25 protein-coding genes and 1 tRNA gene are annotated in these 22,576 nt (G+C 52.1%); 11 read left to right on the plus strand and 15 right to left on the minus strand.

Going from position 1 to position 22,576, the window contains the following annotated elements:
* Nucleotides 1-112 precede the first annotated feature (112 nt).
* From BW941_RS11775 to BW941_RS11780, 4 genes are read right to left on the minus strand one after another with little or no spacing between them, the layout of a single operon-like run.
* Complete coding sequence (locus BW941_RS11775) at nucleotides 113-358, minus strand: hypothetical protein (protein WP_076516319.1); 246 nt, start codon at nucleotides 356-358, stop codon at nucleotides 113-115.
* Nucleotides 345-479 carry a hypothetical protein gene (locus BW941_RS18050; protein WP_281251179.1) on the minus strand — a complete coding sequence of 45 codons (135 nt, stop codon included), beginning with the start codon at nucleotides 477-479 and terminating at the stop codon, nucleotides 345-347. The genes BW941_RS11775 and BW941_RS18050 overlap by 14 nt, the downstream gene beginning before the upstream one ends.
* Entirely contained in the window at nucleotides 472-612 is a 141-nt protein-coding gene (locus BW941_RS17845) for a hypothetical protein (protein ID WP_175607904.1), read from the minus strand. Before BW941_RS17845 ends, BW941_RS18050 begins: the two co-directional genes overlap by 8 nt.
* Nucleotides 612-845: a helix-turn-helix domain-containing protein gene (locus tag BW941_RS11780; RefSeq protein WP_076516321.1), complete on the minus strand. Its 234-nt coding sequence runs from the start codon at nucleotides 843-845 to the stop codon at nucleotides 612-614. The genes BW941_RS17845 and BW941_RS11780 overlap by 1 nt, the downstream gene beginning before the upstream one ends.
* 168 nt (nucleotides 846-1,013) lie before the next feature.
* Here BW941_RS11780 and BW941_RS11785 point away from each other — a divergent pair, with 168 nt between their 5' ends.
* Both BW941_RS11785 and BW941_RS11790 read left to right on the plus strand, forming a co-directional pair.
* Nucleotides 1,014-1,421 (plus strand): helix-turn-helix domain-containing protein, encoded by a 408-nt coding sequence (locus BW941_RS11785; RefSeq protein ID WP_139325833.1) that lies wholly within the window; start codon nucleotides 1,014-1,016, stop codon nucleotides 1,419-1,421.
* Nucleotides 1,408-2,400 carry a phage integrase gene (locus BW941_RS11790; RefSeq protein ID WP_076516325.1) on the plus strand — a complete coding sequence of 331 codons (993 nt, stop codon included), beginning with the start codon at nucleotides 1,408-1,410 and terminating at the stop codon, nucleotides 2,398-2,400. The genes BW941_RS11785 and BW941_RS11790 overlap by 14 nt, the downstream gene beginning before the upstream one ends.
* Here BW941_RS11790 and BW941_RS11795 read toward each other — a convergent pair.
* The 7 genes from BW941_RS11795 to BW941_RS11825 all read right to left on the minus strand — a co-directional run bounded on the left by BW941_RS11795 (nucleotide 2,393) and on the right by BW941_RS11825 (nucleotide 8,200).
* Nucleotides 2,393-2,689, minus strand: coding sequence for a Bor family protein (locus BW941_RS11795; protein ID WP_076516327.1), 297 nt, complete (start codon nucleotides 2,687-2,689; stop codon nucleotides 2,393-2,395). The genes BW941_RS11790 and BW941_RS11795 overlap by 8 nt on opposite strands.
* A gap of 108 nt (nucleotides 2,690-2,797) precedes the next feature.
* Nucleotides 2,798-2,873: transfer RNA gene (locus tag BW941_RS11800), tRNA-Phe, on the minus strand.
* 85 nt (nucleotides 2,874-2,958) lie between these two features.
* Nucleotides 2,959-3,228: an oxidative damage protection protein gene (locus BW941_RS11805; RefSeq protein WP_076516329.1), complete on the minus strand. Its 270-nt coding sequence runs from the start codon at nucleotides 3,226-3,228 to the stop codon at nucleotides 2,959-2,961.
* Between the two features lie 2 nt (nucleotides 3,229-3,230).
* A complete protein-coding gene (gene mutY / locus BW941_RS11810; RefSeq protein ID WP_076516331.1) occupies nucleotides 3,231-4,280 on the minus strand; it encodes an A/G-specific adenine glycosylase in 1,050 nt (349 codons plus the stop codon).
* A gap of 46 nt (nucleotides 4,281-4,326) precedes the next feature.
* On the minus strand, nucleotides 4,327-6,738 hold the full coding sequence (locus BW941_RS11815) for a bifunctional diguanylate cyclase/phosphodiesterase (RefSeq protein ID WP_076516333.1): 2,412 nt from the start codon (nucleotides 6,736-6,738) through the stop codon (nucleotides 4,327-4,329).
* 321 nt (nucleotides 6,739-7,059) lie between these two features.
* Nucleotides 7,060-7,692, minus strand: a complete 633-nt coding sequence (locus BW941_RS11820) for an MlaC/ttg2D family ABC transporter substrate-binding protein (RefSeq protein ID WP_076516335.1) — start codon at nucleotides 7,690-7,692, stop codon at nucleotides 7,060-7,062.
* A gap of 100 nt (nucleotides 7,693-7,792) precedes the next feature.
* Nucleotides 7,793-8,200 (minus strand): acetyl-CoA sensor PanZ family protein, encoded by a 408-nt coding sequence (locus BW941_RS11825; protein ID WP_076516337.1) that lies wholly within the window; start codon nucleotides 8,198-8,200, stop codon nucleotides 7,793-7,795.
* Nucleotides 8,201-8,350: 150 nt separating this feature from the next.
* Here BW941_RS11825 and hisB point away from each other — a divergent pair, with 150 nt between their 5' ends.
* From hisB to BW941_RS11850, 5 genes are all read left to right on the plus strand, one after another.
* Nucleotides 8,351-8,941, plus strand: coding sequence for an imidazoleglycerol-phosphate dehydratase HisB (gene hisB, locus BW941_RS11830; protein ID WP_068443808.1), 591 nt, complete (start codon nucleotides 8,351-8,353; stop codon nucleotides 8,939-8,941).
* A gap of 12 nt (nucleotides 8,942-8,953) precedes the next feature.
* Nucleotides 8,954-9,604, plus strand: coding sequence for an imidazole glycerol phosphate synthase subunit HisH (gene hisH / locus BW941_RS11835; protein WP_076516339.1), 651 nt, complete (start codon nucleotides 8,954-8,956; stop codon nucleotides 9,602-9,604).
* A 55-nt stretch (nucleotides 9,605-9,659) separates the two neighbouring features.
* Nucleotides 9,660-10,400: a 1-(5-phosphoribosyl)-5-[(5-phosphoribosylamino)methylideneamino]imidazole-4-carboxamide isomerase gene (gene hisA, locus BW941_RS11840; RefSeq protein WP_076516341.1), complete on the plus strand. Its 741-nt coding sequence runs from the start codon at nucleotides 9,660-9,662 to the stop codon at nucleotides 10,398-10,400.
* 2 nt (nucleotides 10,401-10,402) lie between these two features.
* On the plus strand, nucleotides 10,403-11,161 hold the full coding sequence (gene hisF, locus BW941_RS11845; protein ID WP_068443815.1) for an imidazole glycerol phosphate synthase subunit HisF: 759 nt from the start codon (nucleotides 10,403-10,405) through the stop codon (nucleotides 11,159-11,161).
* A gap of 161 nt (nucleotides 11,162-11,322) precedes the next feature.
* Nucleotides 11,323-12,930: a methyl-accepting chemotaxis protein gene (locus BW941_RS11850; protein WP_084188906.1), complete on the plus strand. Its 1,608-nt coding sequence runs from the start codon at nucleotides 11,323-11,325 to the stop codon at nucleotides 12,928-12,930.
* 55 nt (nucleotides 12,931-12,985) lie between these two features.
* On the opposite strand, the gene BW941_RS17970 is transcribed toward BW941_RS11850, so the two are convergent.
* The 3 genes from BW941_RS17970 to ilvD all read right to left on the minus strand — a co-directional run bounded on the left by BW941_RS17970 (nucleotide 12,986) and on the right by ilvD (nucleotide 16,670).
* Nucleotides 12,986-14,080 carry an OmpA family protein gene (locus BW941_RS17970; protein ID WP_281251180.1) on the minus strand — a complete coding sequence of 365 codons (1,095 nt, stop codon included), beginning with the start codon at nucleotides 14,078-14,080 and terminating at the stop codon, nucleotides 12,986-12,988.
* 200 nt (nucleotides 14,081-14,280) lie between these two features.
* Nucleotides 14,281-14,760 (minus strand): hypothetical protein, encoded by a 480-nt coding sequence (locus BW941_RS11860; RefSeq protein ID WP_076516347.1) that lies wholly within the window; start codon nucleotides 14,758-14,760, stop codon nucleotides 14,281-14,283.
* A gap of 71 nt (nucleotides 14,761-14,831) precedes the next feature.
* Nucleotides 14,832-16,670: a dihydroxy-acid dehydratase gene (gene ilvD, locus BW941_RS11865; protein ID WP_076516349.1), complete on the minus strand. Its 1,839-nt coding sequence runs from the start codon at nucleotides 16,668-16,670 to the stop codon at nucleotides 14,832-14,834.
* Between the two features lie 62 nt (nucleotides 16,671-16,732).
* Between ilvD and BW941_RS11870 the strand changes: the two genes are divergently transcribed.
* The 3 genes from BW941_RS11870 to BW941_RS11880 are packed head-to-tail and all read left to right on the plus strand — an operon-like array spanning nucleotide 16,733 to nucleotide 19,513.
* Nucleotides 16,733-17,155 carry a thiol-disulfide oxidoreductase DCC family protein gene (locus tag BW941_RS11870; protein ID WP_076516350.1) on the plus strand — a complete coding sequence of 141 codons (423 nt, stop codon included), beginning with the start codon at nucleotides 16,733-16,735 and terminating at the stop codon, nucleotides 17,153-17,155.
* A complete protein-coding gene (locus BW941_RS11875; protein WP_175607905.1) occupies nucleotides 17,127-18,134 on the plus strand; it encodes a glycerophosphodiester phosphodiesterase in 1,008 nt (335 codons plus the stop codon). Before BW941_RS11870 ends, BW941_RS11875 begins: the two co-directional genes overlap by 29 nt.
* Nucleotides 18,131-19,513, plus strand: a complete 1,383-nt coding sequence (locus BW941_RS11880) for a ribonuclease J (RefSeq protein ID WP_076516354.1) — start codon at nucleotides 18,131-18,133, stop codon at nucleotides 19,511-19,513. The genes BW941_RS11875 and BW941_RS11880 overlap by 4 nt, the downstream gene beginning before the upstream one ends.
* A 3-nt stretch (nucleotides 19,514-19,516) precedes the next feature.
* Here the strand turns inward: BW941_RS11880 and arsH are convergent, their stop codons facing one another.
* On the minus strand, nucleotides 19,517-20,260 hold the full coding sequence (arsH, locus tag BW941_RS11885) for an arsenical resistance protein ArsH (protein WP_076516356.1): 744 nt from the start codon (nucleotides 20,258-20,260) through the stop codon (nucleotides 19,517-19,519).
* 157 nt (nucleotides 20,261-20,417) lie between these two features.
* Between arsH and BW941_RS11890 the strand changes: the two genes are divergently transcribed.
* Nucleotides 20,418-22,535: a TRAP transporter large permease subunit gene (locus tag BW941_RS11890; protein WP_084188908.1), complete on the plus strand. Its 2,118-nt coding sequence runs from the start codon at nucleotides 20,418-20,420 to the stop codon at nucleotides 22,533-22,535.
* The last annotated feature ends 41 nt before the right edge of the window (nucleotides 22,536-22,576 follow it).

A 22,576-nucleotide genomic window follows, 5' to 3' on the forward strand; every position in this document is an offset into this window, starting at 1 on the left:
CCAGCTTTACGTATAGCCGCGAACGCCTCCTCCGAACTGTCAAAGACATCACCACTATCAATCTTTAGCCGCCGCTTGCATCGGTCACACTCCACCCGGCATACCTTACGAATCACGCAGCCACCCCCGAACGTCTCCGCACTTCCTCAAGCTGCACCAGTTCACGCCAACGCTTATCAAGCGCCGACCGAACCACGAACAACTCCTGACACTTGTCCTGAGCCTCTTTATAGGCCCGCGATTCCGTACCCAGCTCAGCACCCAGAGCACGGGCAACGTGCGCTTCAGTGGAAAAATGGAAGTCCATTTTCTCCAGCATCAGCCGCACTTGTTCCGCCGTCAGGTCATTCAGACTCATGTTCACCCCCACGACACGCGGCCTCTATGTCAGTCGCGATACGGTCACAGAACAGACCGAAGCAGAACGACGCCCCGGAAACACCGAAAGCGATAGCGGCAAAAATCAGATATTCAGTCATCCTCTTGGCACTCCATCCAGTAATTGATCTCTTCATCCAAACGTCTAACCGCCATCGACAAGTCATACTCCAGCGCATACTCTGTTTGCAGCCGCTCCAGTTCGTCCTGTAGTTTCTCCAGCTCTTCAAGCATCACGCCGCCCCCTGAATAACCAGATTCACAGCATCAGCCTGAGCCGCCGCTTCGATGCTCTCCGCCATGTTGTTGACCAACACCCACTTACCGCGCTTGATCGTCTTAATCAGTCCGGCCTTTGCCCAGCCATACACGGCCCCTTTACTTACGCCGACCTGATCCGCGTATTCCTCTAACGTCACATACGGACGGGCTACCGCCACCTGAATAACCTGATTGCCTGCTGTCATTTGTTTAATTCCTTTGGTTTTTACTGGTTATCTGCTAATTATCATCAATACACCCCTTTTGGGTGTATAGAATTGATGTATTTCATTAGTTACTCAAATCTAGCAGCCATATTAGCTGTAATGCAATAGGGTGCTGGCATTTAATAATTGATATTTAGGAATAACACTATGTCCAAAAAGGAAAGAATGGGCGAAAGGCTGCGCACACTTCGCTTGGCTCTAGGCTTCTCAAAGCGCCCAATATTCGCGGATAAAGTGGGCCTACCCGCTTCACGCCTCGCTAATATCGAAAACCTGAATATGAGAATGAATGAAATTGACTTCGAAGCTATCGGCGAGCACTTCCCATGGGCTTTAGCGTATCTGGCTGGAGCTGAACCCCTTCAAATACCTGATGATATCGACGCACCCGCTCAAGCAGTCGGCAAACTGGCAGCACAGAGCAGCGCCGCCCCGGCGTCACTTGATCCAGCCGACCTGATGCAGGCACTGACCAATGACCCAGAGCTGAAAGCCGCTTTTCAGCAAATGATGATAGAGACGCTAAAGGCAGGATTGGGCGGTGACAGTAAGTAAACTCAGTAACGGCAGCTACCAAGCCCGCTTTCAGTGGGACGGAAAACGCTACAAAAAGAACTTCCCGAAAGCCGCTCAGGCCCGAGCATGGGAAGCGGACACACTGCGCAAACTGGCAGCCGGTGAAACGGTCATCAGGACGAAGGACGCCCGGCAACTATCCGATCTGGCCCAGCTCTGGTATGACTTGCACGGACACACGCTCAAAGACGGAGCGCGCCGCCTGAACCGCCTGAACTACTGCGCCACTGAGATGGGAAACCCAGAGGCTCACAAGGTCACGCCATCGTTTTATCTGACGTATCGTAAAGCCCGGATTGATGCCGGCAGTACAGAGAACAACGAGAACCGCATGCTGACGTACTGGAAAGCGGTTTTCAATGAACTCCGCAGACTGGAGCACTGGCAGCAGGAAAACCCACTACGGAACGTAAAACCTCTGTCATTCGATGAGACAGAAATGGGCTTTCTGACCTCTGACGAAATAGCCCGGTTACTGCATGAATGCGAAAACAGCAAAAGCACCGATCTGCCCCACGTTGTCCGCCTCTGTCTGGCCACCGGGGCGCGATGGAATGAAGCGGCCCAGCTTGACCGGTCACACATCCAAATGATGCAGGGCAGGGCGCGGGTAATCTATCAGGGCACTAAATCAGGAAAGGTTCGCCGCATACCTATCGCCGTTGAACTGGCACAGGAGCTACTAGGGGCGGGCAAGCCATCAGGGCGGCTTTTCGGGGATTGCCTCAGCGCATTCAGGCGCGCAGTTGAAAGGGCAGGGATTGAACTACCAGACGGGCAGCTAACGCACGCGCTACGCCACACGTTCGCCAGTCACTTTATGATGAATGGCGGGGACATACTTCAACTAAAGGAAATACTGGGACACAGTACGCTAACAATGACGATCCGTTACGCGCATCTGGCCCCAGATGCTTTAGAGCAGGCGATACGGTTTAACCCGCTGGCGACTACTTAGAGCAGTAAACGCGCTTACTCTCTGGGGTGTACAGGCCAGAGGTAAACAGGGCAATAACGCCATCAATGACAGAGGTAGACGATTGCACCTTGACCACCTTATCAGCGCCGCCGCAGACCTCCGCCGCGTTTACCGTGTTCTCCTGACCCACACCAAACAAGAAGAAATGACTCTGCCCCTGAAGGTTCGCAAAGTCTTTTTGCTCCGCTTCCTCATTGATATAAAAGGTCTGAGTGGCGCAGCCAGTGACAACCAACGAACACACTACAGCAGATAGAAATTTAACCATCAGATACTCCCTTACCGTTAAAAGTGGCCCAAAAGTGGCCCGCGTAAAATTCGCTCATAAAAAAACAGGCACCCCGTTGCCGTAAGTGCCTGTTTTTAAAGTAATTTGTGGTGCCCAGAGGCGGAATCGAACCACCGACACGCGGATTTTCAATCCGCTGCTCTACCGACTGAGCTATCTGGGCATCTCGTCAGGACTGTCCGTCCGTTGAGTGGCGCGTATTAAACCGCGCTCGCTGCATACTGTCAACAGCTATTCAGCGATTTTTCTTAATTTTCAGGAACATAGCCTTCAGCCTGATCAAAATCACCGCCGCTGAGAAACTTCTCGCGCTGTTCTGTCAGGTACTTGCGGGCTTCGGGGTCCATTACGCTCAGGTGCTTCTCGTTAATCAGGCGCTTCTGGTGTTCAGTCCATTCGTGCCACGCTTTTGCAGAGACGGTCTGCATAATTTTTTCACCGGCTGGTCCGGGGAAAGGCGGAGTGGTCAGAGCGGGGAGTTCTTCACCGTATTTACGACAGTGTACCGTGTTGGCCATGCTTACTCCTGAGTGATCAATGTAAGTAGTTTCTTCACCGGTGCAGCCAGACCAATGGCGCTTGGTGAAGATGTATTGTACCAGTGGACGTTGTTTTCATGCACCGTGGCTGCTGGCCGTTTCATTTTTACGTGCACAGGGGTGATGTCCAGGTGGTAGTGAGAAAAGGTGTGCCTGAAGGTATTCAGAACCTGAGTCTCAGCCTCTGTGTGGCCTGTCTCGCTGAGAACAACCTGCTCCATCTCAGCGGTGCCCCCGACTTCGGGAAAGCTCCAGAGCCCGCCCCAGATACCGCTCTGAGGCCGCTGCTTCAGTAAAAGCTCACCCTGTTCATTTTCAAGAATCACCATTACGGTACTTTTTACTGGTTTTTCTTTCTTTGGCTTGCTGTTCGGGTACTGCGTTGGATTACCTTCAGCGTACCCTTGGCAGTCAGGCTGCAGCGGGCATATGCCGCAGGCGGGTTTAGAGCGTGTGCAAAGAGTCGCACCCAGGTCCATCATTGCCTGCGTATATTGCTGGTGGCTGTGTTCTGGGGTCAGTCGGCCGGCAATCTCCCAGAGCTGTTTTTCAACCGCAGTGGTGCCTGGCCAGCCAGAGATCGCGTAGAAGCGGGTCAGTACGCGTTTGACGTTGCCGTCGAGGATCGGTGCGCGGATGCCCATGCTAATAGAAGCGATAGCTCCTGCGGTTGAGCGGCCTATGCCGGGCAAGTCGCCTAACCCTTCAACCGATCTTGGGAACTCACCATCGTATTCGCTAACAACTGTCTGAGCGCATTTGTGCAGGTTTCTTCCGCGTGCGTAGTAGCCGAGGCCAGTCCAGTGGTGGAGCACGTCATCCTGAGTGGCGTTGGCGAGCGCTTCGACAGTAGGGAAGCTGGCCATAAAGCGCTCATAGTAAGGAATAACGGTGGCGACCTGAGTCTGCTGCAGCATGATCTCAGACACCCATACACGGTATGGCGTGATGTTCTGTTGCCAGGGAAGATGCTTGCGACCGTGAACCTCATACCAGGCGAGCACGGTCTCACTGAATGCTGAGTCTTTCATGGTGTCCGGTTTCTGTTAAAACGGCGGGCAGTATGAAGGATCTGACTCAGATTTCGTAGCTGTTGCTGCGTCGCTCAGCAGAGATCACAAGGTACTGATGCAGCTGTCCGAGAGATAGCGGACGGCTGAACAGGTAGCCCTGACCCTCATCACAGTTATTCAGACGCAGATACTGGAGTTGCTCATCCGTCTCTACGCCTTCGGCGACCACGTTCAGATCGAGCTTGTGAGCCATCGCAATCACCGCTGCGGTGATCGCCATGTCGTTCTTATCGTCCGGAATATCCATGACAAACGAACGGTCCACTTTGAGCACATCAATCGGGAAACGCTTGATGTAGGAGAGTGACGAGTAACCGGTACCGAAGTCATCAATGGCGATAGACACCCCTGTCGATTTGATCTCCTGCATGATGCGGATAGCCGCTTCAACATCATCCATCAGGGTACTTTCGGTGATTTCCAGTTCCAGACAGCGCGGTGGAATCTCGGTGATCTCAAGCACATTGCGGATACGACCGGCGAGATCCGGGTCGGTGAACTGCTTGGCTGACAGGTTGACCGCAACTTTGGCATCCGCAGGCATGATGTTCTTGCGGATCAGGCTACTGATCTGACGGCACGCCTGTTCAAGAACCCAGTTACCAATATCAATGATCTGGCCGGTTTCTTCAGCGACCGGAATAAAGTTATCCGGCGTAATAATGCCTTTGTCAGGGTGTTGCCAGCGGATCAGCGTCTCGACGCCTGTGGTGCGGTAGTCGAACAGGCTGATCTTTGGTTGATAGAACAGAGTGAACTGATTCCGTTCTATCGCTTCGTTGATTTCTTTCTCGATAGCGAGGTGCTCGAGAATGGAGTGGTTCATCTCTTCAGAGAAAAACTGGAAATTATTACGGCCCTGCTCTTTGGCAGAGTACATGGCCAGGTCAGCATTTTTCATCAACACATTGGTGTCTGTGGAGTCATCCGGCGTCATGGTGATGCCGATACTGACTGAGGTAAGGATGTCCTGACCTTTGACGCGGATTGGTTTCGACATGGCGCGCAGAATTTTCTCTGCAACGGCGCGTACGTCCTGCACAGAACTGATGTCTGTCAGCAGAATTGTGAATTCATCACCACCGATCCTCGATACCGTATCGTTTTCCCGCACTGTGTTGCTCAGGCGGTTCGAGACTTCTTTGAGCAGAACGTCGCCAGCATCGTGCCCGAGCGTATCGTTGACGCGCTTGAACTGGTCCATATCCAGAAACATCAGAGCCATAGACTTGCCGGAACGGATCGCCCCTTTCACTGAAGTCACCAGGCGATTCTTAAACAGACGCCGGTTCGCTAACCCTGTCAGTGGGTCGAAGAAGGCGAGGGTTTCCATCTGCACTTGAGCCGCTTTCAGTTCAGAAATATCTGAAATCGCACCTAAGTAACCAAGCAGCTGGCCGTCGCGGTCGTAGAGCGCACTCGCCATCAGGTGAATCCAGGTATAAGCCATGTCCGGGCGGGTCAGGCGGATCTCCAGAGCAATACTCTCCTGATCCAGAACCAGCCGGTTCCAGGCTTCCTGAACATTCACAAGGTCTTTCGGGTTGATCATCTCGAACCAGTCCTGAAGGTCAGGGTGGTCGTTTGTCATGCCGTGAATATCACGCCAACGTTGATTCACGTACTGCAGGTTCTGGTTGGGATCGACCTGAAAAATACCGACAGGAGACAGGGCGGTCAGCTTTCTGAAACGTTCTTCAGATGCTTTGAGCGACTGGTTTTCATCATCAATGGTCGTCAACAGGCGGTTAAACAGATCAACCAGATCACCGAGTTCGTCGTTATTCGTCTTTGTTGCACGAATCGAATAAACCTTCTTGTTCAGGATCTCAGTCAGAGTGTCACTCAATTCCCGCATTGGTCTTGAGATCACGTCTTTAAGCTTATTGGCGAGGAACAGTGCAAGCGCGAACGCCGTCAACATAATGATGATCGAGAACACCAGGAACTGGAAAAAACGTTCGAGTAGTTGATCCCGGCTGCTTTCAATATACAGCGTGCCTATTGGCTCTTCGGCACGGGTGACCGGAAAAAAGCGCGAGAAGTTATAGGTCTTAAGAGTATCGACACGTGGCAGGTAATTCGGGCAATCGATGCGCTCGTGGGCTTTGGAGTGATAACTGGCAGCCAGTGTCTGATCCTGACGGTAAATACAGCCACGCACAATGGCACCATCTGACTGAAGTGTGTTCAGGTTGCTCTCAAGCAGTGCTTTGTCATTGAAGGTCAGCGCCGCAGTGATACGGTCTGATATGACGTCACCCAGCACCTGTAATTTGTTTTCCGTGTCCCGCTTAGCCAGATAATACTCGAGCGAAATATAGGCAAAGTTAGCCAGCAGGAGTGTCAGGCCGGTGGTGATCAATGAGATAAGAACAAGGCGCCGGCGTAAGGACTGGGTCTTGAAAAGCGTCATGGCACTACTCTCCCGACGAGAGTGTTGTTTGGCAGCCAAGGAAGCGCTCCTTCCTGAAGTGTCATTGTGATGTACATACTGCTGCCAATCATACTGTGCCGGTTATCCGAATAAACGCGCTCTACAGAGTGCGTCGTCAGTTATCTGAATTCAAGACGGCCAATACGGCCTATTTATGGTCAATTTTTATCATTTGGCGCATTTTGGGGCGCCCTGGTGGAAATCCCAATCCCATCAGTTTAGTACTAATTCGCGGGTTTTACCGGTGGCGGGTCACAAAAAAAGCCGCTGGTCAGCGGCTTTTCCGACAGAATCTGAGGCTTAAGAGCCTGCCTGAAGCTCTTCAGGGTCGTATGGTTTGACTGGTTCGCTTTCCAGCTCGGCAATAAGTTCGCCGATACTGATGTTCTGCAAGCGATCAGAGAGCTGTGTGCGGTAGGTTTTCACCATACTCAGACCAGAAATTACAGCGTCGTATACCAGCCAGTCGCCAGACTCTTTGTTTTCATACAAACGGAAATCTACTGGGACTTTGTTGCCATTGCTCTGGGTGAACTCGCCTTTCACGATAGCGCGACCACCGTCCGGGCTGTAGCGGGTATCTGAAAACTCCAGTGTTTCGCCACTGAACGCTTTGAAAGCACCGCCATAAGTACGTAGCTGACGATCACGGAAAATCGTGATGAAGCGCTGCTGTTCCTCAGGCGTAGCACGCTGCCAGTATTTACCCAGTGCGCCCATCGCGATCTTTTTCTGGTCGATGGCCGGCAGGATGTACTCTTCTACCAGTCGCTCAACCATCTGGGCGTCGCGTTCTTCAGGTTCGGTTTTCTTCAGTTCAGCAATCACGCCATTGGTGGCTTGCTCAACCACTTTCAGTGGCTTGTCGTCACTGGCGAAGGCCTGCGTTACCGCAAGCATCATCAGCGTAAAAAGGGAGAGTATTTTTATCACGGTTACGTCCTTATCATTTTTAGTCAGTATCTAACGATACGTCGCAGCTGCCTAGACGGATGTTCACAATTATTTGTTACATCTGTGCAACAGTGGCTGCTCAAACAGTCCTTTTGTAGACCAACAGGTTACCCTGACGTTCAAAGTTTCTGCGTACGATGGCTTCTGACAGTGAGTCTTCACTATCGATAAACTCCAGGGTCAGCCGCTCTTCGTCTGCCCATTTGCACAGAAAATGCAGCATCTGGTGCATAACACCTCGACGCTGGGTAATGCGACGAACGCCAGCATTTGCCAGTCTTACGTGATCGCCATTCCGCTCTGCCAGTAACGCGCCAATGATGCGGTCGTTAAATCTACCACCAATAACCCAGCGATTCTGATTAATCCACTCGCGCAGAGGCGTATCAACGGCAAGCCCGTGGGGCTCGGTTTCGCTGCGGATTTTCTCAAAGTCTGCGAAGTCGTCTTCAGTTGGATCAGTCAGGTGCTCCAGTTTTACCGGCACATCAGGCTCCTGTTCGTTGGCTTGTTCACGGTGTTGTGCATCAGTCAGGCAGGATTTATTACTTTCAGAAGTTTCCGGCCTACTTTCTGGTGCGCTTTGCTTTATAATGCTTTCTTTTCTGTTTTGCGAGAGTCCGGAGACAATCTCACTATGGCACGCACGGCGTCAGTAGAGCGTAACACGCTCGAAACCCAGATTACCGTTAAGATCAACCTTGATGGCACGGGTCAGGCCAAATTCGATACAGGTGTTCCCTTTCTTGAACACATGATGGATCAGATCGCGCGCCATGGCCTGATTGATCTGGATATCACCTGCAAAGGCGATACTCATATCGATGACCACCACACGGTTGAGGATATCGGCATCACCTTGGGGCAGGCGTTCGCACAGGCGATCGGCGATAAAAAAGGCATCGTCCGCTACGGTCATTCGTATGTGCCGCTGGACGAGGCACTGTCACGTGTTGTGATCGACTTCTCCGGACGTCCGGGTCTGGATATGAAAGTCGACTTTACCCGTGCCGCGATCGGCCGACTGGATACTCAGTTATTCTGGGAGTTCTTCCAGGGCTTCGTGAATCACGCCAAAGTCACCCTGCACATTGATAACCTCAAAGGCTTCAACGCACACCACCAGGCAGAGACGATCTTCAAAGCGTTCGGCCGGGCATTGCGTATGGCGGTTGAGCAGGACCCACGTATGGCCGGTGTGACACCATCGACCAAGGGCAGTCTGTAAGAGGTCGGAACAGTGACAGTTAACAGTAAGATTTGTGCCGTTATTGATTACGGCATGGGCAATCTGCACTCCGCTCACGGTGCGCTTCAGAGTGTGGCCCCGGATACTCAGGTGCTGGTGACAGGAGACCCAGAAGTGATCCTCAAAGCTGATCATGTCGTGCTGCCCGGTGTTGGCGCTATCCGCGACTGCATGGCTGAGATTTATGCTCAGGGTATCGATGCGGTTGTGCGCGAAGTTGCGGCATCTAAGCCATTACTCGGTATCTGTGTTGGTCTGCAGGCCATGATGGAGCGCAGCGAAGAAAACGGCGGTGTTGACGGCCTTGGTCTGTTCCGCGGTCAGGTTAAGTACTTTGGCGATGATCTGAGAGAAAACGGTGAGCGCCTGAAAGTACCCCACATGGGCTGGAACACCGTAAGTCAGGGAAAACACCCACTTTGGAATGGCATTGCCGACGATACCCGTTTTTACTTTGTTCACTCATATCATGTGAAAGCAGAGAATGAGGAACAGGTGAAAGGCCGCGGTCACTATGGTGTCGATTTTGCCGCTGCCATGGGACAGGACAATGTCTTCGCCGTCCAGTTTCACCCCGAAAAAAGCCACAACGCGGGTCTCGCATTACTCAAGAACTTCCTGAACTGGGATGGTCAGGCCTGATCTGGCCGCCCGGTTAATGATTCAAATTTAAGGTTACTCTTTTAAGGTTACTCTCATGCTCGTTATTCCTGCTATTGATCTCAAAGATGGCCAGTGCGTTCGCCTCCGTCAGGGCCGTATGGATGATTCCACCGTGTTTGGTGATGATCCTGTGTCTATGGCAAAGCGCTGGGTTGATGCGGGCTGTCGTCGTCTGCACCTCGTTGATCTGAACGGTGCGTTTGCCGGTGAGCCAGTGAATGGCGAAGCCGTGACCTCAATTGCTAAAGCCTTCCCGGACCTGCCGATTCAGATTGGTGGCGGTATCCGTTCACTGGAGACTATTGAGCACTACATCAAAGCGGGCGTGAACTACGTCATTATTGGTACGAAAGCCGTTAAAGAACCTGCGTTCGTCAAAGAAGCCTGTGACGCTTTCCCGGGCCACGTGATTGTCGGTCTGGATGCACAGGACGGTTTCGTTGCAACTGACGGTTGGGCTGAAGTCTCTGAAGTGAAAGCCGTCGATCTGGCGAAACAGTTCCGCAACGATGGCGTATCAGCAATTGTGTACACCGACATCGCTCGTGACGGCATGATGCAGGGCGTGAACGTTGAAGCGACCGTTCAGCTGGCAGAAGAGGGTGGTATTCCTGTGATTGCATCAGGTGGTGTCACCAACATCGAAGATATCCGTCAGCTGTCGAAGGTAGCGTCCCGCGGTATTCTGGGTGCGATCACTGGCCGTGCAATTTACGAAGGTACGCTGGACGTTGCTGAAGCTCAGACTCTTTCAGACGAACTCACAGGTAAATAATCATGGCTCTGGCGAAGCGCATTATTCCGTGTCTGGATGTTGATAAAGGTCGCGTCGTAAAAGGCGTCAACTTCGTTGGTATCCGCGATGCGGGTGATCCGGTCGAAATTGCTAAGCGCTATAACGATCAGGGCGCGGATGAAATTACCTTTCTCGATATTACCGCCAGCCACGAAGAGCGTGAAACCACAGTTCACATGGTTGAAGCGATCGCCGAGCAGGTGTTTATTCCCCTGACTGTTGGCGGTGGTATTCGTGAGATTGCCGACATCCGTAACATGCTCAATGCTGGTGCCGACAAAGTATCGATTAACTCGGCTGCAGTTTATAACCCGGATTTTGTGCGCGCAGCGGCGGACAAGTTTGGCTCGCAATGCATTGTGGTTGCGATTGATGCTAAACAGGTTGATGACCACTGGGAAATTTTCACTCACGGTGGCCGCAAGCCGACCGGCATTAATGCAGTGGAGTGGGCCGTAAAAATGGCCGACTTCGGTGCCGGTGAAATCCTGCTGACCAGTATGGATCGTGATGGTGTTAAAACAGGCTTTGATCTGGGCGTTACCAAAGCCATCTCGGATGCGGTTAATATTCCGGTCATTGCGTCAGGCGGTGTGGGTAACCTTGATCACCTGGTCGATGGTGTAAAACTTGGTGGAGCTGACGCCGTTCTAGCGGCGAGTATTTTCCACTTCGGTGAATATACGGTTCAGCAGGCAAAAGAGCACATGGCTGCCGCTGGCATCGAAATGCGCCTCTAATTAAATCTGTCTTTATTTGTCACTCTTCGGTGGCCTGACTGGCCATCGAATTCCTGTCGATCTCTACAAAAGCGTCTACTCTGAAGGCAGAGCTGTTCTTCTTTATCTGAGAAACAGCAGACTTTCTAACTGAACTCTGCCCGCAGGCTGAGAGTGGCGCAATGACTCAATTTCAATCCGTGAAGTGGAAGATACTCACACCTATGATCCTGGTTTTTCTGCTGATCATGGTATTTATCAACCTGTATTCCTCACATCAACAGAAAGCGCGTCTTCTGGAGACTACCAAGCAGCACCTGAATCAGGTGCTCGACAATTATCTTGATGGCATCAATATGCTGATGCTGACTGGCAGCATGGCAAGCCGGGATACTCTGCGAGATAAGTTTGCTCAGCAGGACGGCATCGAAGAAGTGCGCGTATTGCGTGCCGACGCCGTAAACAAGCTATTCGGTCCGGGGTTTCCGAGCGAGAAACCTCAGGACGAATACGATCGCCGTGCACTGAACGGCGAAGCTGTATCGTTTGTTGAAACCGTAAATGGTGAACGTAAGCTCACGGTTATTGAGCCTTACATCGCTGTTGAGAACCGTCATGGCACTAATTGCCTTGGTTGCCATCAGGTTGCCGAGGGGACCGTTCTTGGTGCGGGGCGGATTACATACTCTCTCGCGGAGGAAGACAGCCAGGTGCTGGGAGATCTTATCAATAGCAGCCTGATGAACGCCGTTCTTATGATTGCCGGACTTTCCGGTATTTATTTTGTGATTTATCGCATCGTGATTCAGCCACTGCGTCGCCTGGAAAAAACGATGGGGCAGATAGGCACGAACTCTGACCTGACCCTGCGTGTAAACCTCGGCACCAATGATGAATTCAGCCGGGTCGAAGAAGCGACTAACCGCATGCTGAATAGCTTTCAGCCGGCGATCAGTGATTTATCTCATACCATGTCTGAGCTGTCTGGGGTGTCGGGAGAACTGGCATTAATCACCCGTGAAACGCGGGATGGAATGGGTGAGCAGCAGCGCGAGAGTAAAGACCTGCTGGTGGCGGTAGAAGAGCTATCAGACGCTGCAGGGCGAGTGAACGAAAGTGCGGTCAATGCTGAAACAGCGGCCGTATCGGCGAAAGAGAATGCCGAGGGCGGTAGCGAAGTCGTTGTTCAGGTGACAGGCACGATTCAGGAGCTGGCGGCAGAAGTTGAGAACGCCGTGACGGTTGTACGGCAACTTGCTGAAGATACGCAGGGGATTGGTCACGTTGCGAAATCGATCAATGAAATCGCTGAACAGACGAATCTGCTTGCCCTTAATGCGGCGATAGAGGCTGCGAGAGCAGGTGAGCAGGGGCGTGGTTTTGCCGTGGTCGCTGACGAAGTCCGTAGTCTGGCAATACGGACTCAGGATTCAACCAAAGAGATTAACGATATCATTGAGCGTCTGGTCAGTGTTTCTGAGAAAGCCGTTCAGGTGATGGATGCCAGTAAAGACCGTGCGCAGCAGGGTGTTCAGGATACAGAGCGTGCCCGCGAAGCGCTTCAACAGATTGCAACAGGTGTTGAGAATATTCGCTCAATGAACAGCAGAATTTCTGCAGCGGCGGATAATCAGAACAATGTGGTCTCAAGAATTAACGAGAACATCCGTGTAATCAGTCAGGCTTCTGAGCAAACCCTGAGTGCCTCAGGAAGAACCTTTGAGCACAGCAACGACCTTGGTCAGATAGTGCAGCGGTTACGGGAAATTGTCGAGCGCTTCAGGGTGTGAAGCATGTTTGCTGATAATAAAAATGGCCGCGATTGCGGCCATTTTATTTTGACTGTTATTTCTTAACAGCGAGTTCTACACGGCGGTTCTGTGCTCGACCTTCAGCAGTATCATTGGTCGCAACAGGGTCCGCTTCGCCATAGCCTTTCGCGCTCAGTTTCTCTGCGCTGACGCCTTTTTCTACCAGGTACGAACGGACTGATTGTGCGCGGTCTTCGCTGATTTTCTGGTTCAGTGCATCGCTACCACGACTGTCGGTATAAGCCTGAATTTCGATCATCAGGTCAGGATATCGTTTCAGTTCTTTTGCAACGTCATCGAGGATGGCTTCACTGTTTTCAGTCAGTTGTGCAGAGCCTGTTTCGAAGAAAACGCCCTGAAGCTTGCCGTCGAAGTTCGGGCAACCGTCACTGTCGACCATGGTACCTTTGGGCGTGTCTGAGCACTTATCTTTGCGATCAGGAACGCCGTCTTTATCGGTATCCAGCTTCGCAGCAATACGGGCTTTTTCAGCGGCCAGTTCGGCGGCACGGCGAGCATCTTCCTCGGCTTTCGCGCGCTCTGCTGCTGCAGCTGCGTGTGCAGCTTCAACGTCATTGGTCATATTATTTGCAGCTTCATCGCGTGATGATGTCACGCTATTGCCGCCAAAGCGCATGCCGGCTTCCAGCACATAGTTATTGTGCTCAATGTCTTCGTTTACCATATCGTCGTAACGGTATTCGGCACGGGCGAAGAAGGTATCGGTCGCCGCCAGTTGCAGACCTGCGCCGACACTCACCAGAGCGTTCTCTTGAGCAAAATCGTTCAGCTCTGCCTTGCCATAGCCAAGACCAGCGCTCACGTATGGCTGAATCATCTCGTCACCGAAGAAATGCAGACCACTGACGCGAGCCTGCTGAACATCGGCACGGCCGTCAATCTGATCTGGAGAAGGCTGTACGATACTGAGTTCAAGCGCGGTGTCGTTGTTCAGCATATAACCGGCTGAGAGCTCCAGGTCGTAGCTGTGCTTGATGTAATCATCGAAGTATTCGTTGGTGACCTCGTGGTCGGTGTGGGCACCACCCAAAGTCACGTAATAAGGGTTTTCGGCCAGTGCAGTAACGCTGATCGAAGAAATGATTGTAGCGAGTAAAGTGCGTTTCACGGGTAGTCCATCCATATTATAAATTGATACAGCCTGTATAGGGTGGCCGTGCTTAAATGGACTGGACGTTGGTGAAACAGTTCAAAAAAAATAAAAAATTCATAAAAAAACCCGAAGTTAAATTTCGGGTTTTCAGGTGTTATAAAATCTGAGAAAAGTTCCTGTTGATTTCAGAGCCCGTTAATTTAGGCTCCCACTGATTAAAGTTCCTGGAGTATTTCAGCCTTCTTCTGAGAGTATTCCTTCTCTGTAATCAGTTCGTCATCTCTAAGGTTCTGAAGGATCTCCAGGCGTTCTTTTATCGACTTCTTCTCTGCTTTTCTGGCCTTGCCACTGTGGGCGTTTGCAGGCTTCTCTTGTTGCAGGTGTTGTTGCATACAGTCGTATAACTCTGCTTTCAGGCTGATTTTGTTTATCGTCTTGATGCCGCCAGCCAGTGTCGGCTTACGGAAGCGGGATTCGCTACTGTCGAGGATAAGAATACTGTCGGCCCTGACTTCGAGGGCTTCTTTTTTCAGTTTTTCGATGCACTTTTCTTCTGTGCTGCTACTGCAGGATTCTTCTTTTACTAATAAGCACTGCTGTGCTTTTTCGGCGTCTATGATTCGAACTTCAGCCGCTTGAGCTGCGCTGGCGGCGGATAAAAAAAGTAAGGAAAACAGAAGTGGCGATGTTTTCATGGAATTATTTTCTCGTCATGTAAATATATTCGGACCAACAAAAAGGCCGGTAAAAACCGGCCTTTCTGACATCAGTCGTCGAGCATAGCTTTGTCGCGGACGGCACCCTTATCGGCGCTGGTGGCGAACTTGGCGTAGGCTTTCAATGCCGTGGTCACTTTACGTGGGCGTTCCTCGGCAGGTTTCCAACCTTTCTTATCCTGTTCGTGGCGACGGTGAGACAGCTCTTCAGCCGTCAGGTCGACATTGATCGAACGGTTCGGGATATCAATGTTGATGATGTCGCCGTCTTTCAACAGGCCAATGGCACCGCCAGACGCAGCTTCTGGTGAGCAGTGGCCAATCGACAGACCAGATGTACCGCCAGAGAAGCGACCGTCAGTCAGCAGGGCACACTCTTTACCCAGGCCTTTCGACTTGAGGTACGACGTTGGGTACAGCATTTCCTGCATACCCGGGCCGCCTTTCGGGCCTTCGTAGCGGATGATCACGATATCACCGGCAACGATTTCGTCGTTCAGGATGCCGGTAACGGCGTCGTCCTGGCTTTCAAAGATGCGCGCACGGCCTTGGAATACATGAATCGATTCATCCACACCAGCTGTTTTAACCACACAGCCATCAAGGGCGATGTTGCCATACAGAACGGCTAAGCCACCTTCCTGTGAGTAGGCGTTTTCAATACTGCGGATACAACCGTTTTCGCGGTCGCCGTCTAACGTTGGCCAGCGAGTGCTCTGGCTGAATGCCGTCTGAGTCGGGATGCCGGCAGGGCCAGCTTTGTAGAACTGAACCACTTCTTCGCTTGGGCTGCGCATGATGTCCCACTTATCCAGCGCTTCTTTCATGGTGGCGCTGTGTACGGTTGGCAGGTCATTGTGCAGCAGGCCAGCGCGATCAATTTCACCCAGGATACCCATGATGCCACCGGCGCGGTGCACGTCTTCCATGTGGTACAGCGGTGAGTTCGGCGCCACTTTACACAGCTGAGGAACAACACGAGACAGACGGTCGATGTCTTTCAGGTCGAAGTCGACTTCGGCTTCCTGAGCAGCGGCCAGCAGGTGGAGGATAGTATTGGTTGAGCCGCCCATGACGATATCGAGGGTCATGGCGTTTTCAAACGCTTTGAAGTTGGCGATAGAGCGAGGCAGTACAGACTCATCGTCCTGCTCGTAGTAACGCTTGGCGTTTTCAACAATCTTGCGGCCGGCTTCGAGGAACAGTTGCTCACGGTCAGCGTGAGTCGCCAGTACCGAGCCGTTACCCGGCAGCGCCAGACCCAATGCTTCAGTCAGACAGTTCATGGAGTTCGCTGTGAACATACCAGAACACGAACCACAGGTCGGGCAGGCGCTGCGCTCATATTCGGCGACTTTCTCGTCAGACGCAGAATCGTCAGCGGCGATGACCATGGCATCAACCAGATCCAGCTTGTGCTCAGACAGTTTGGTCTTACCGGCTTCCATCGGGCCGCCAGAAACAAAGATCACTGGAATGTTCAGGCGCAGAGCGGCCAGCAGCATTCCCGGAGTGATTTTGTCGCAGTTTGAGATACAGACAATCGCATCAGCACAGTGCGCGTTAACCATGTACTCAACAGAGTCGGCGATGATTTCACGGCTCGGCAGGCTGTAGAGCATGCCGTCGTGACCCATGGCGATACCGTCGTCTACGGCAATTGTATTGAATTCTTTCGCTACGCCACCGGCTTTCTCGATCTCGCGGGCAACCAGCTGGCCAAGATCTTTCAGGTGAACATGACCCGGAACGAACTGAGTGAATGAGTTCGCAACAGCGATGATAGGCTTCTGGAAATCATCGTCTTTCATACCCGTTGCACGCCACAGGGCGCGGGCTCCGGCCATATTGCGACCAGCGGTAGACGTCTTGGAACGATACTGAGGCATGATCTCTCGTCTCTTTATACGTAAAATAGTGGGGTATTGTATCAATCACAGAGGTTGCGTGCATGTCTGAACTTACCCTGTATTACGATGGGCTTTGTCCTCTTTGTGCTCGGGAGATTGATCATCTCTCGCGGCTCGACAAGGCGGGGAGACTGGCATTTGTGGATATTCAGCAGGAGGACTTTGCTGAGCGTTACCCGCACATTGATCCGCAGGCGGCGAGCACCATCCTTCACGCCAATACTGCTGGCGGTGAACTCCTGCTGGGTTTGGATGTCACTTACCGTGCCTGGTCGCTTGTTGGACGAGGCTTCTGGATTGCCCCGCTAAGATGGCCTGTCGTTCGCTGGTTTGCAGATAAGGCCTACCTCTGGTTTGCGCGCAATCGATACAAGGTGTCTGGCTGGCTGACGGGTCAGCAACGATGTGACACCTGTGGTCCACAAGGATGTTCAATTGACGGTAAGAAACAAGGTGATAACTAAGTACGCACCAATACTCCCTCGGGCTAAGGCCTTACCTGTAACTGTATTACTCGGTTGGCTGTCGCTGATACTGGCGGGTTGTTCTTCATCGCCCGTAAAGCCTCTGGACTCTGAGGTCGCCAGTCTCAATTCACGGCTCTACCTCGCTCACGGTGCCAGTGCAGGAGATGCGCCTCTGAATTCCTTACAGGCGATTGAAGCAACTCTGAAGCGTAGTGATTATGACGGCATCGAAATTGATATCGTTCTTGCCGGCGACAGTGTTCCGCTCTTGGCCCACGATCCCTGGATCAGTGAACAAAACTGTCGTCGATACGATGGTCAGGCATTTGAACCTGTGTATATCCGTGATGTGTATTCAGATGAGTTGAATGAATTGTTCGAATGCCACTTCCCTGCTGGAAAGAACGGTGCTGCAGAAAAGACGTCTGACTATCACCCGCTCGTAACGCTTGCTGAAGCTTTTTCTATTATCAGAGGTTACCCTGAAAAAACAATTTATCTTGATCTTAAAATTCAGGCAGGCGCAACGCTCGATGTTGAAGAATACGGAGCCGAAATTTACCTCGCGCTGATTGAGCAGGAAATAGAAAACCCTGTATTTATTGAGGTTCCTGAAAAATATCAGGTGGAAAAAATAAAGAACTCTCTCGAAGATTTTAATGCTCGGATCGCACTTTCATATTCCGCCTTTTATGCCGGTGATGACTGGGACTACATTGGAGCACTGGCTGCGGTCCGTACCTTATTTTTTGCAGAAAATCCGATAGCCGCCGCGAACGAATCGGGCGCAGATGTGTTGGTCAGTCCAACGATTGTAATGTCACATTCTTCTGTCGAGAATCTGCATAAAAGTGAGATTCTTTATGGCACGTTTCTGGTGGATGATGCCGAATCTCTGAAGTCGGCCTGCGATCATGGAGCCGATATTATTATTACCGATATTCCTATTAAGCAGCGCTGTGAGCCTGACTTATGACGCCTTCAAGTTCCGATCTGGTCTTTCTACCCTTAGGCGGCACTGGCGAGATCGGCATGAACATGAACCTCTATGGCCACGATGGAAAGTGGCTGATGGTCGATTGTGGCGTCACCTTCCCTAAGCCCGGACGCGTCAGTGCGGATGGTACACGGCATCATAGCGGCGAACCTGATACTCAAATGCCTGACCCTGAGTTTATTGAGGCGCGCAAAGATGACCTTGCGGGGCTGATTATTACTCATGCTCACGAGGATCATGTCGGCGCTGTGCCGTATCTCTGGCATAGGTTGCGTTGCCCGATTTACTGCACCCGGTTTACCGCAGAAGTACTGAAGAAAAAGCTCGCTGAGCACGGCATTCTGCATCAGGTAAAACTTATTATTCCTGAAACTGGCGAGCGTTTGCATATCGGCCCGTTTGATGTGCAATGGTTGCCGTTAACCCATTCGATTCCTGATCCGAACTGTTTAATGATCCGCACGCCCTTAGGCAATATTTTTCATACCGGTGACTGGAAGCTGGACCCTGACCCGGTCGTGGGGCATGGCTATAAAGAAGAGACCTTCCGTAAGCTGGCCGATGAAGGCGTGCTGGCGATGGTGTGCGACTCGACCAATGCCACAACAAAGGGACATTCGGTGTCAGAAGGCGATCTGTACGATGGGTTACGCCATTACATCGAGAGTGCGAAAGGTCGCGTGGTTGTCACCTGTTTCGGCAGTAATATAGCGCGCTTGCTGACGTTATCTCATATTGCCGAAGATACCGGGCGCTACATGGGGCTGTACGGCCGTTCCCTGATTAATATGCATCAGTGTGCCAAACGGGCGGGTGTCTGGCCTTACAGTGCAGGTGCCGTGGATACCGGCCATCTGGGCTATTTACCTCGCAGCGAAGTGCTTGCTGTCGCCACCGGCAGTCAGGGGGAACCCCGCACCGCGTTGCGCAGGCTTGCCACCGGAACACATCCGGATTTTGAATTGGAGGCAGGCGATCGGGTGATCTTCAGTGCCAGAGCGATCCCCGGTAATGAAGAAGCCATTCAGGGCGTGATTGATCAACTCACGGCGCTCGGCGTTGAGGTCATTACGGTCGATAATGCAGAGCATGATATCCATGCCTCAGGGCATCCGGCGCAGGATGAGTTGAAGATGTTGTACAACTGGGTTCAGCCTGAGATTGCGATTCCCGTTCATGGTGAGTCTGAGCATATGAAAGCCCACGCTGGGCTGGCAAAGGGCTGCGGAATCCCGCGCACCATGACCGGGCGGAACGGTGACTTGTTTATGTTGCGACCGGTACCGGGAATGCAACGTCAGAAGGTCAGGACGGGCCGCCTCGGATACGAAAAAGGCGGCCTGGTAAAAGTGGAATAAATTTCAGAGAGAGCGGGTGTCGATTCGCTTTCTGAATTCTTCTGCACTTTCTTTTCGCTCCGAGTAGCGGTCGGTAAAGTAGTCTTTTTTATCCCTAAGCAGCAGGGTAAATTTCATCAGCTCTTCCATAACGTCGACGATGCGGTCGTAATAAGGCGACGGCTTCATACGATCGTTGTCATCAAATTCCAGCCAGGCCTTTGGGACCGAAGACTGGTTGGGGATCGTCACCATACGCATCCAGCGCCCCAGAATCCGCATCTGGTTAACGGCGTTGAATGATTGCGAGCCGCCACAAACTTGCATGATGGCCAGAGTTTTCCCCTGAGTTGGTCTAACGCCCTGAAGTGCGAGGGGTATCCAATCTATTTGTGCTTTCATTATGCCTGTCATTGCCCCATGACGTTCCGGGCTGCACCAGACCATTCCCTCGCTCCAGTTAGCCAGCTCGCGCAGTTCTTTCACTTTGGGGTGATCCGCGTCGGCGTCATCGGGCAGCGGCAGACCTGATGGGTTAAAGGTCCGGGTTTCGGCTCCGAGCCATTCGAGAATCCGGGCGGCTTCCTCCGTTGCCAGGCGGCTGAAAGAGCGCTCTCGCAGAGACCCGTAGAGCAGCAGAATCCGGGGCTTGTGATCACTTTCTTTTTCGTTAAACAAGGTGCTTTCGTTGATCGGATTCAGGCAGTCGTCGTCGATATTCGGCATGTGTTGGGACGTTGGGAGGGTGGTATCGCTGTAGTCGGTCATAGTTGGCTCGGGATGAATTGATTGGCTCAGGCGTATGCTAACCGGGTTAGTGGACGTTACACAAAGTGCATGGTTTCTGTGTATGATCCACTGCGCAGCAATTTAAAAGTGCTCAGGTAACGATAAAAATAACACCAAGCTGATAAAGGGCAGGCGCATGGATCTTAATGCTCACGACGGTTCTGAAAATACTACCCATGAGAAGAGCGAGGGCCTCTATCGTTGGTTATCAACATTTCCGGCATTTTTGATACTGCTTGCAGTCGTACTGCTGAATACCAGTCATGCAATTCATGCTCAGCTACTGCTGTTAGGGGAAGCTCAGTGGGAAGGCTACTATCAGTTACGGGTTGATCCTCAAGCACCTGCCTGTAATCCCGATCAGGATATCGAACAAGCCTTGCAGCGAATGATCAGGGAGCAGGAAGAAGCGGATGACGAGTTTGATCTGCTGGCCTCCGATCCGGTTCCGCCAGAGGTCTTGCGTCAGTCGCTTGAAGCGGCAAAAGCAGATTGTGAGTTTAAGTTCGACCGTTATCACGGCATTGTTGAGCGCATTACTCCCACGGTGGAAGCCTACCGGTCGTTAGAGAAGTGGGTCGCTGATCTCGGCGAATTCCGCATGGTCGCTTCCGGGATCATGCTTGCAGTATTAGTTCTGATCTGCGGCGGAACTGCACTGCTGCGTAAGCATCATATTTCGCTGCGCCCGGCGGCGAGTGTGCTGGATTATCGGGTATCGGCACTGGCCCAGCTTGGTGCGTTCGCCATTCTTTTCTTCTCCATGGTCAGCTTTAAAAGCGTTGCTTTGTCAGCGGGCATCAATGTCAGCTCTGAGCACCTGACGCTGCTTTGGGTCTGGATTCTCGGGTTCGGCTCCGCCATGGCGATCTGCCTGTATCAGGTTATCAAGGTTCCGGAAGATGCTGTGCCGGGCGGGAATATGGGCAACGCACTTCTGTCGACACCGCTGTATGCCATTTTTACGCTTATATCTGGCAGCTACTTTCTGTTAAACGGGCACGCTTCGGGCATCGGTATTTACATCAATCAGATGATGGAACTGGCGTCCCTGATGCTGAATGTCGCTCTGTATGTGCTGATCGGTATGTTGCTGAAACGTACCGATCTGGCGCAGAAGGTATTCGATGTTTTTCGTCCGTTTAACTTCCGTCCTGAAATGCTGGCGGTGATTGCGGTTGCCGTGTCGGCGGTGCCTACAGCCTACACGGGCGGTTCCGGTATTTTCGTGATTGCCGTCGGCAGCCTTGTGTACCTTGAGGTGCGCAGAGCCGGTGCACGTCGACAGCTGGCGCTCGCTGCGACAGCAATGTCAGGCTCTCTCGGTGTGGTTTTGCGTCCGTGTCTGCTGGTGGTCATTGTCGCCGCACTGAATAATGAGGTGACGACGGACGAGTTATTCGGCTGGGGGGTAAAAGTCTTCCTGTTAACAACCGCGCTTTTTGCTTTTTACGCATTTATCACCAGTAAGAAAGACGACTATCAGAACCTTCAGAAAACAGACGGTAGCGTCTGGCCAGCATTCTTTAATGCACTCAAGCCACTGATTCCTTATGTGCTTCTTATTGCGGCCACGCTGGTCGTTTACGCTCTGGTGCTGGCCGCGTATCTGGATGAGTTTTCGGCGCCGACTATCCTTCCCGTTTTGCTTGCCGTGATTCTGATTTATGAGCGTATCGCGGATAAAAAAGCGCGGGCCTCTGGCGAGGTCGATGACAATACGCCAGAGAAGCCTTCGTTATTTGCCAACCTTCAGTCATCCACGTCTGAGGCGACTGTGCATATCGGTGCCTTGCTGATGTTGATGGGCACGACCATGACGATCGGTGGTGTGATTGAGCGCGCTGAGTTGATGACTCTGCTGCCTGCAGAGTTCAGTTCGGTATGGATGGCGATGCTGGCTCTGGTCACTATTCTGGTGTTGATCGGCATGATCATGGATCCATACGGCGCTGTGCTTCTGGTCAGCGTCACCATTGCCGGTATTGCCTACAAAGCGGGTATCGATCCGATTCATTTCTGGATGGTCACTCTGGTAGCCTTCGAGCTGGGGTATCTGAGTCCGCCGGTTGCACTGAATCACTTGCTGACAAGGCAAGTCGTTGGTGAAGAAGAAATCCGACTGTCCAAGCTGGAGACTCAGGGAGAGAGCTTCTGGTATCGCCACGAGAAAATTCTGCTGCCACTGGTCACCATGGCAACGGCGCTGGTGATCGTCGCCTTCGGACCTCTGCTTTGGCAGGACTATTTCTGACAAGAATGTCTGACACGAGCAGAGAGCTTTCTTTCTGCTAA

The sequence above is a fragment of the Thalassolituus maritimus genome, assembly GCF_900156675.1.
GTDB classification, from domain to species: Bacteria; Pseudomonadota; Gammaproteobacteria; order Pseudomonadales; family Oceanobacteraceae; genus Thalassolituus; species Thalassolituus maritimus.

Bases quoted from the DNA above. Each gene is read 5' to 3' on its own strand.
- BW941_RS11775 (WP_076516319.1), bottom strand. From the start codon at position 358: ATGAGTCTGAATGACCTGACGGCGGAACAAGTGCGGCTGATGCTGGAG.
- hisF (WP_068443815.1), top strand. From the start codon at position 10,403: ATGGCTCTGGCGAAGCGCATTATTCCGTGTCTGGATGTTGATAAAGGT.
- BW941_RS11850 (WP_084188906.1), top strand. From the start codon at position 11,323: ATGACTCAATTTCAATCCGTGAAGTGGAAGATACTCACACCTATGATC.
- BW941_RS11785 (WP_139325833.1), top strand. From the start codon at position 1,014: ATGTCCAAAAAGGAAAGAATGGGCGAAAGGCTGCGCACACTTCGCTTG.
- BW941_RS11880 (WP_076516354.1), top strand. From the start codon at position 18,131: ATGACGCCTTCAAGTTCCGATCTGGTCTTTCTACCCTTAGGCGGCACT.
- BW941_RS17845 (WP_175607904.1), bottom strand. From the start codon at position 612: ATGCTTGAAGAGCTGGAGAAACTACAGGACGAACTGGAGCGGCTGCAA.
- BW941_RS18050 (WP_281251179.1), bottom strand. From the start codon at position 479: ATGACTGAATATCTGATTTTTGCCGCTATCGCTTTCGGTGTTTCCGGG.
- BW941_RS11795 (WP_076516327.1), bottom strand. From the start codon at position 2,689: ATGGTTAAATTTCTATCTGCTGTAGTGTGTTCGTTGGTTGTCACTGGC.
- BW941_RS11890 (WP_084188908.1), top strand. From the start codon at position 20,418: ATGGATCTTAATGCTCACGACGGTTCTGAAAATACTACCCATGAGAAG.
- mutY (WP_076516331.1), bottom strand. From the start codon at position 4,280: ATGAAAGACTCAGCATTCAGTGAGACCGTGCTCGCCTGGTATGAGGTT.
- BW941_RS11780 (WP_076516321.1), bottom strand. From the start codon at position 845: ATGACAGCAGGCAATCAGGTTATTCAGGTGGCGGTAGCCCGTCCGTAT.
- hisB (WP_068443808.1), top strand. From the start codon at position 8,351: ATGGCACGCACGGCGTCAGTAGAGCGTAACACGCTCGAAACCCAGATT.
- BW941_RS11805 (WP_076516329.1), bottom strand. From the start codon at position 3,228: ATGGCCAACACGGTACACTGTCGTAAATACGGTGAAGAACTCCCCGCT.
- ilvD (WP_076516349.1), bottom strand. From the start codon at position 16,670: ATGCCTCAGTATCGTTCCAAGACGTCTACCGCTGGTCGCAATATGGCC.
- hisA (WP_076516341.1), top strand. From the start codon at position 9,660: ATGCTCGTTATTCCTGCTATTGATCTCAAAGATGGCCAGTGCGTTCGC.
- BW941_RS11870 (WP_076516350.1), top strand. From the start codon at position 16,733: ATGTCTGAACTTACCCTGTATTACGATGGGCTTTGTCCTCTTTGTGCT.
- arsH (WP_076516356.1), bottom strand. From the start codon at position 20,260: ATGACCGACTACAGCGATACCACCCTCCCAACGTCCCAACACATGCCG.
- BW941_RS11860 (WP_076516347.1), bottom strand. From the start codon at position 14,760: ATGAAAACATCGCCACTTCTGTTTTCCTTACTTTTTTTATCCGCCGCC.
- BW941_RS11815 (WP_076516333.1), bottom strand. From the start codon at position 6,738: ATGACGCTTTTCAAGACCCAGTCCTTACGCCGGCGCCTTGTTCTTATC.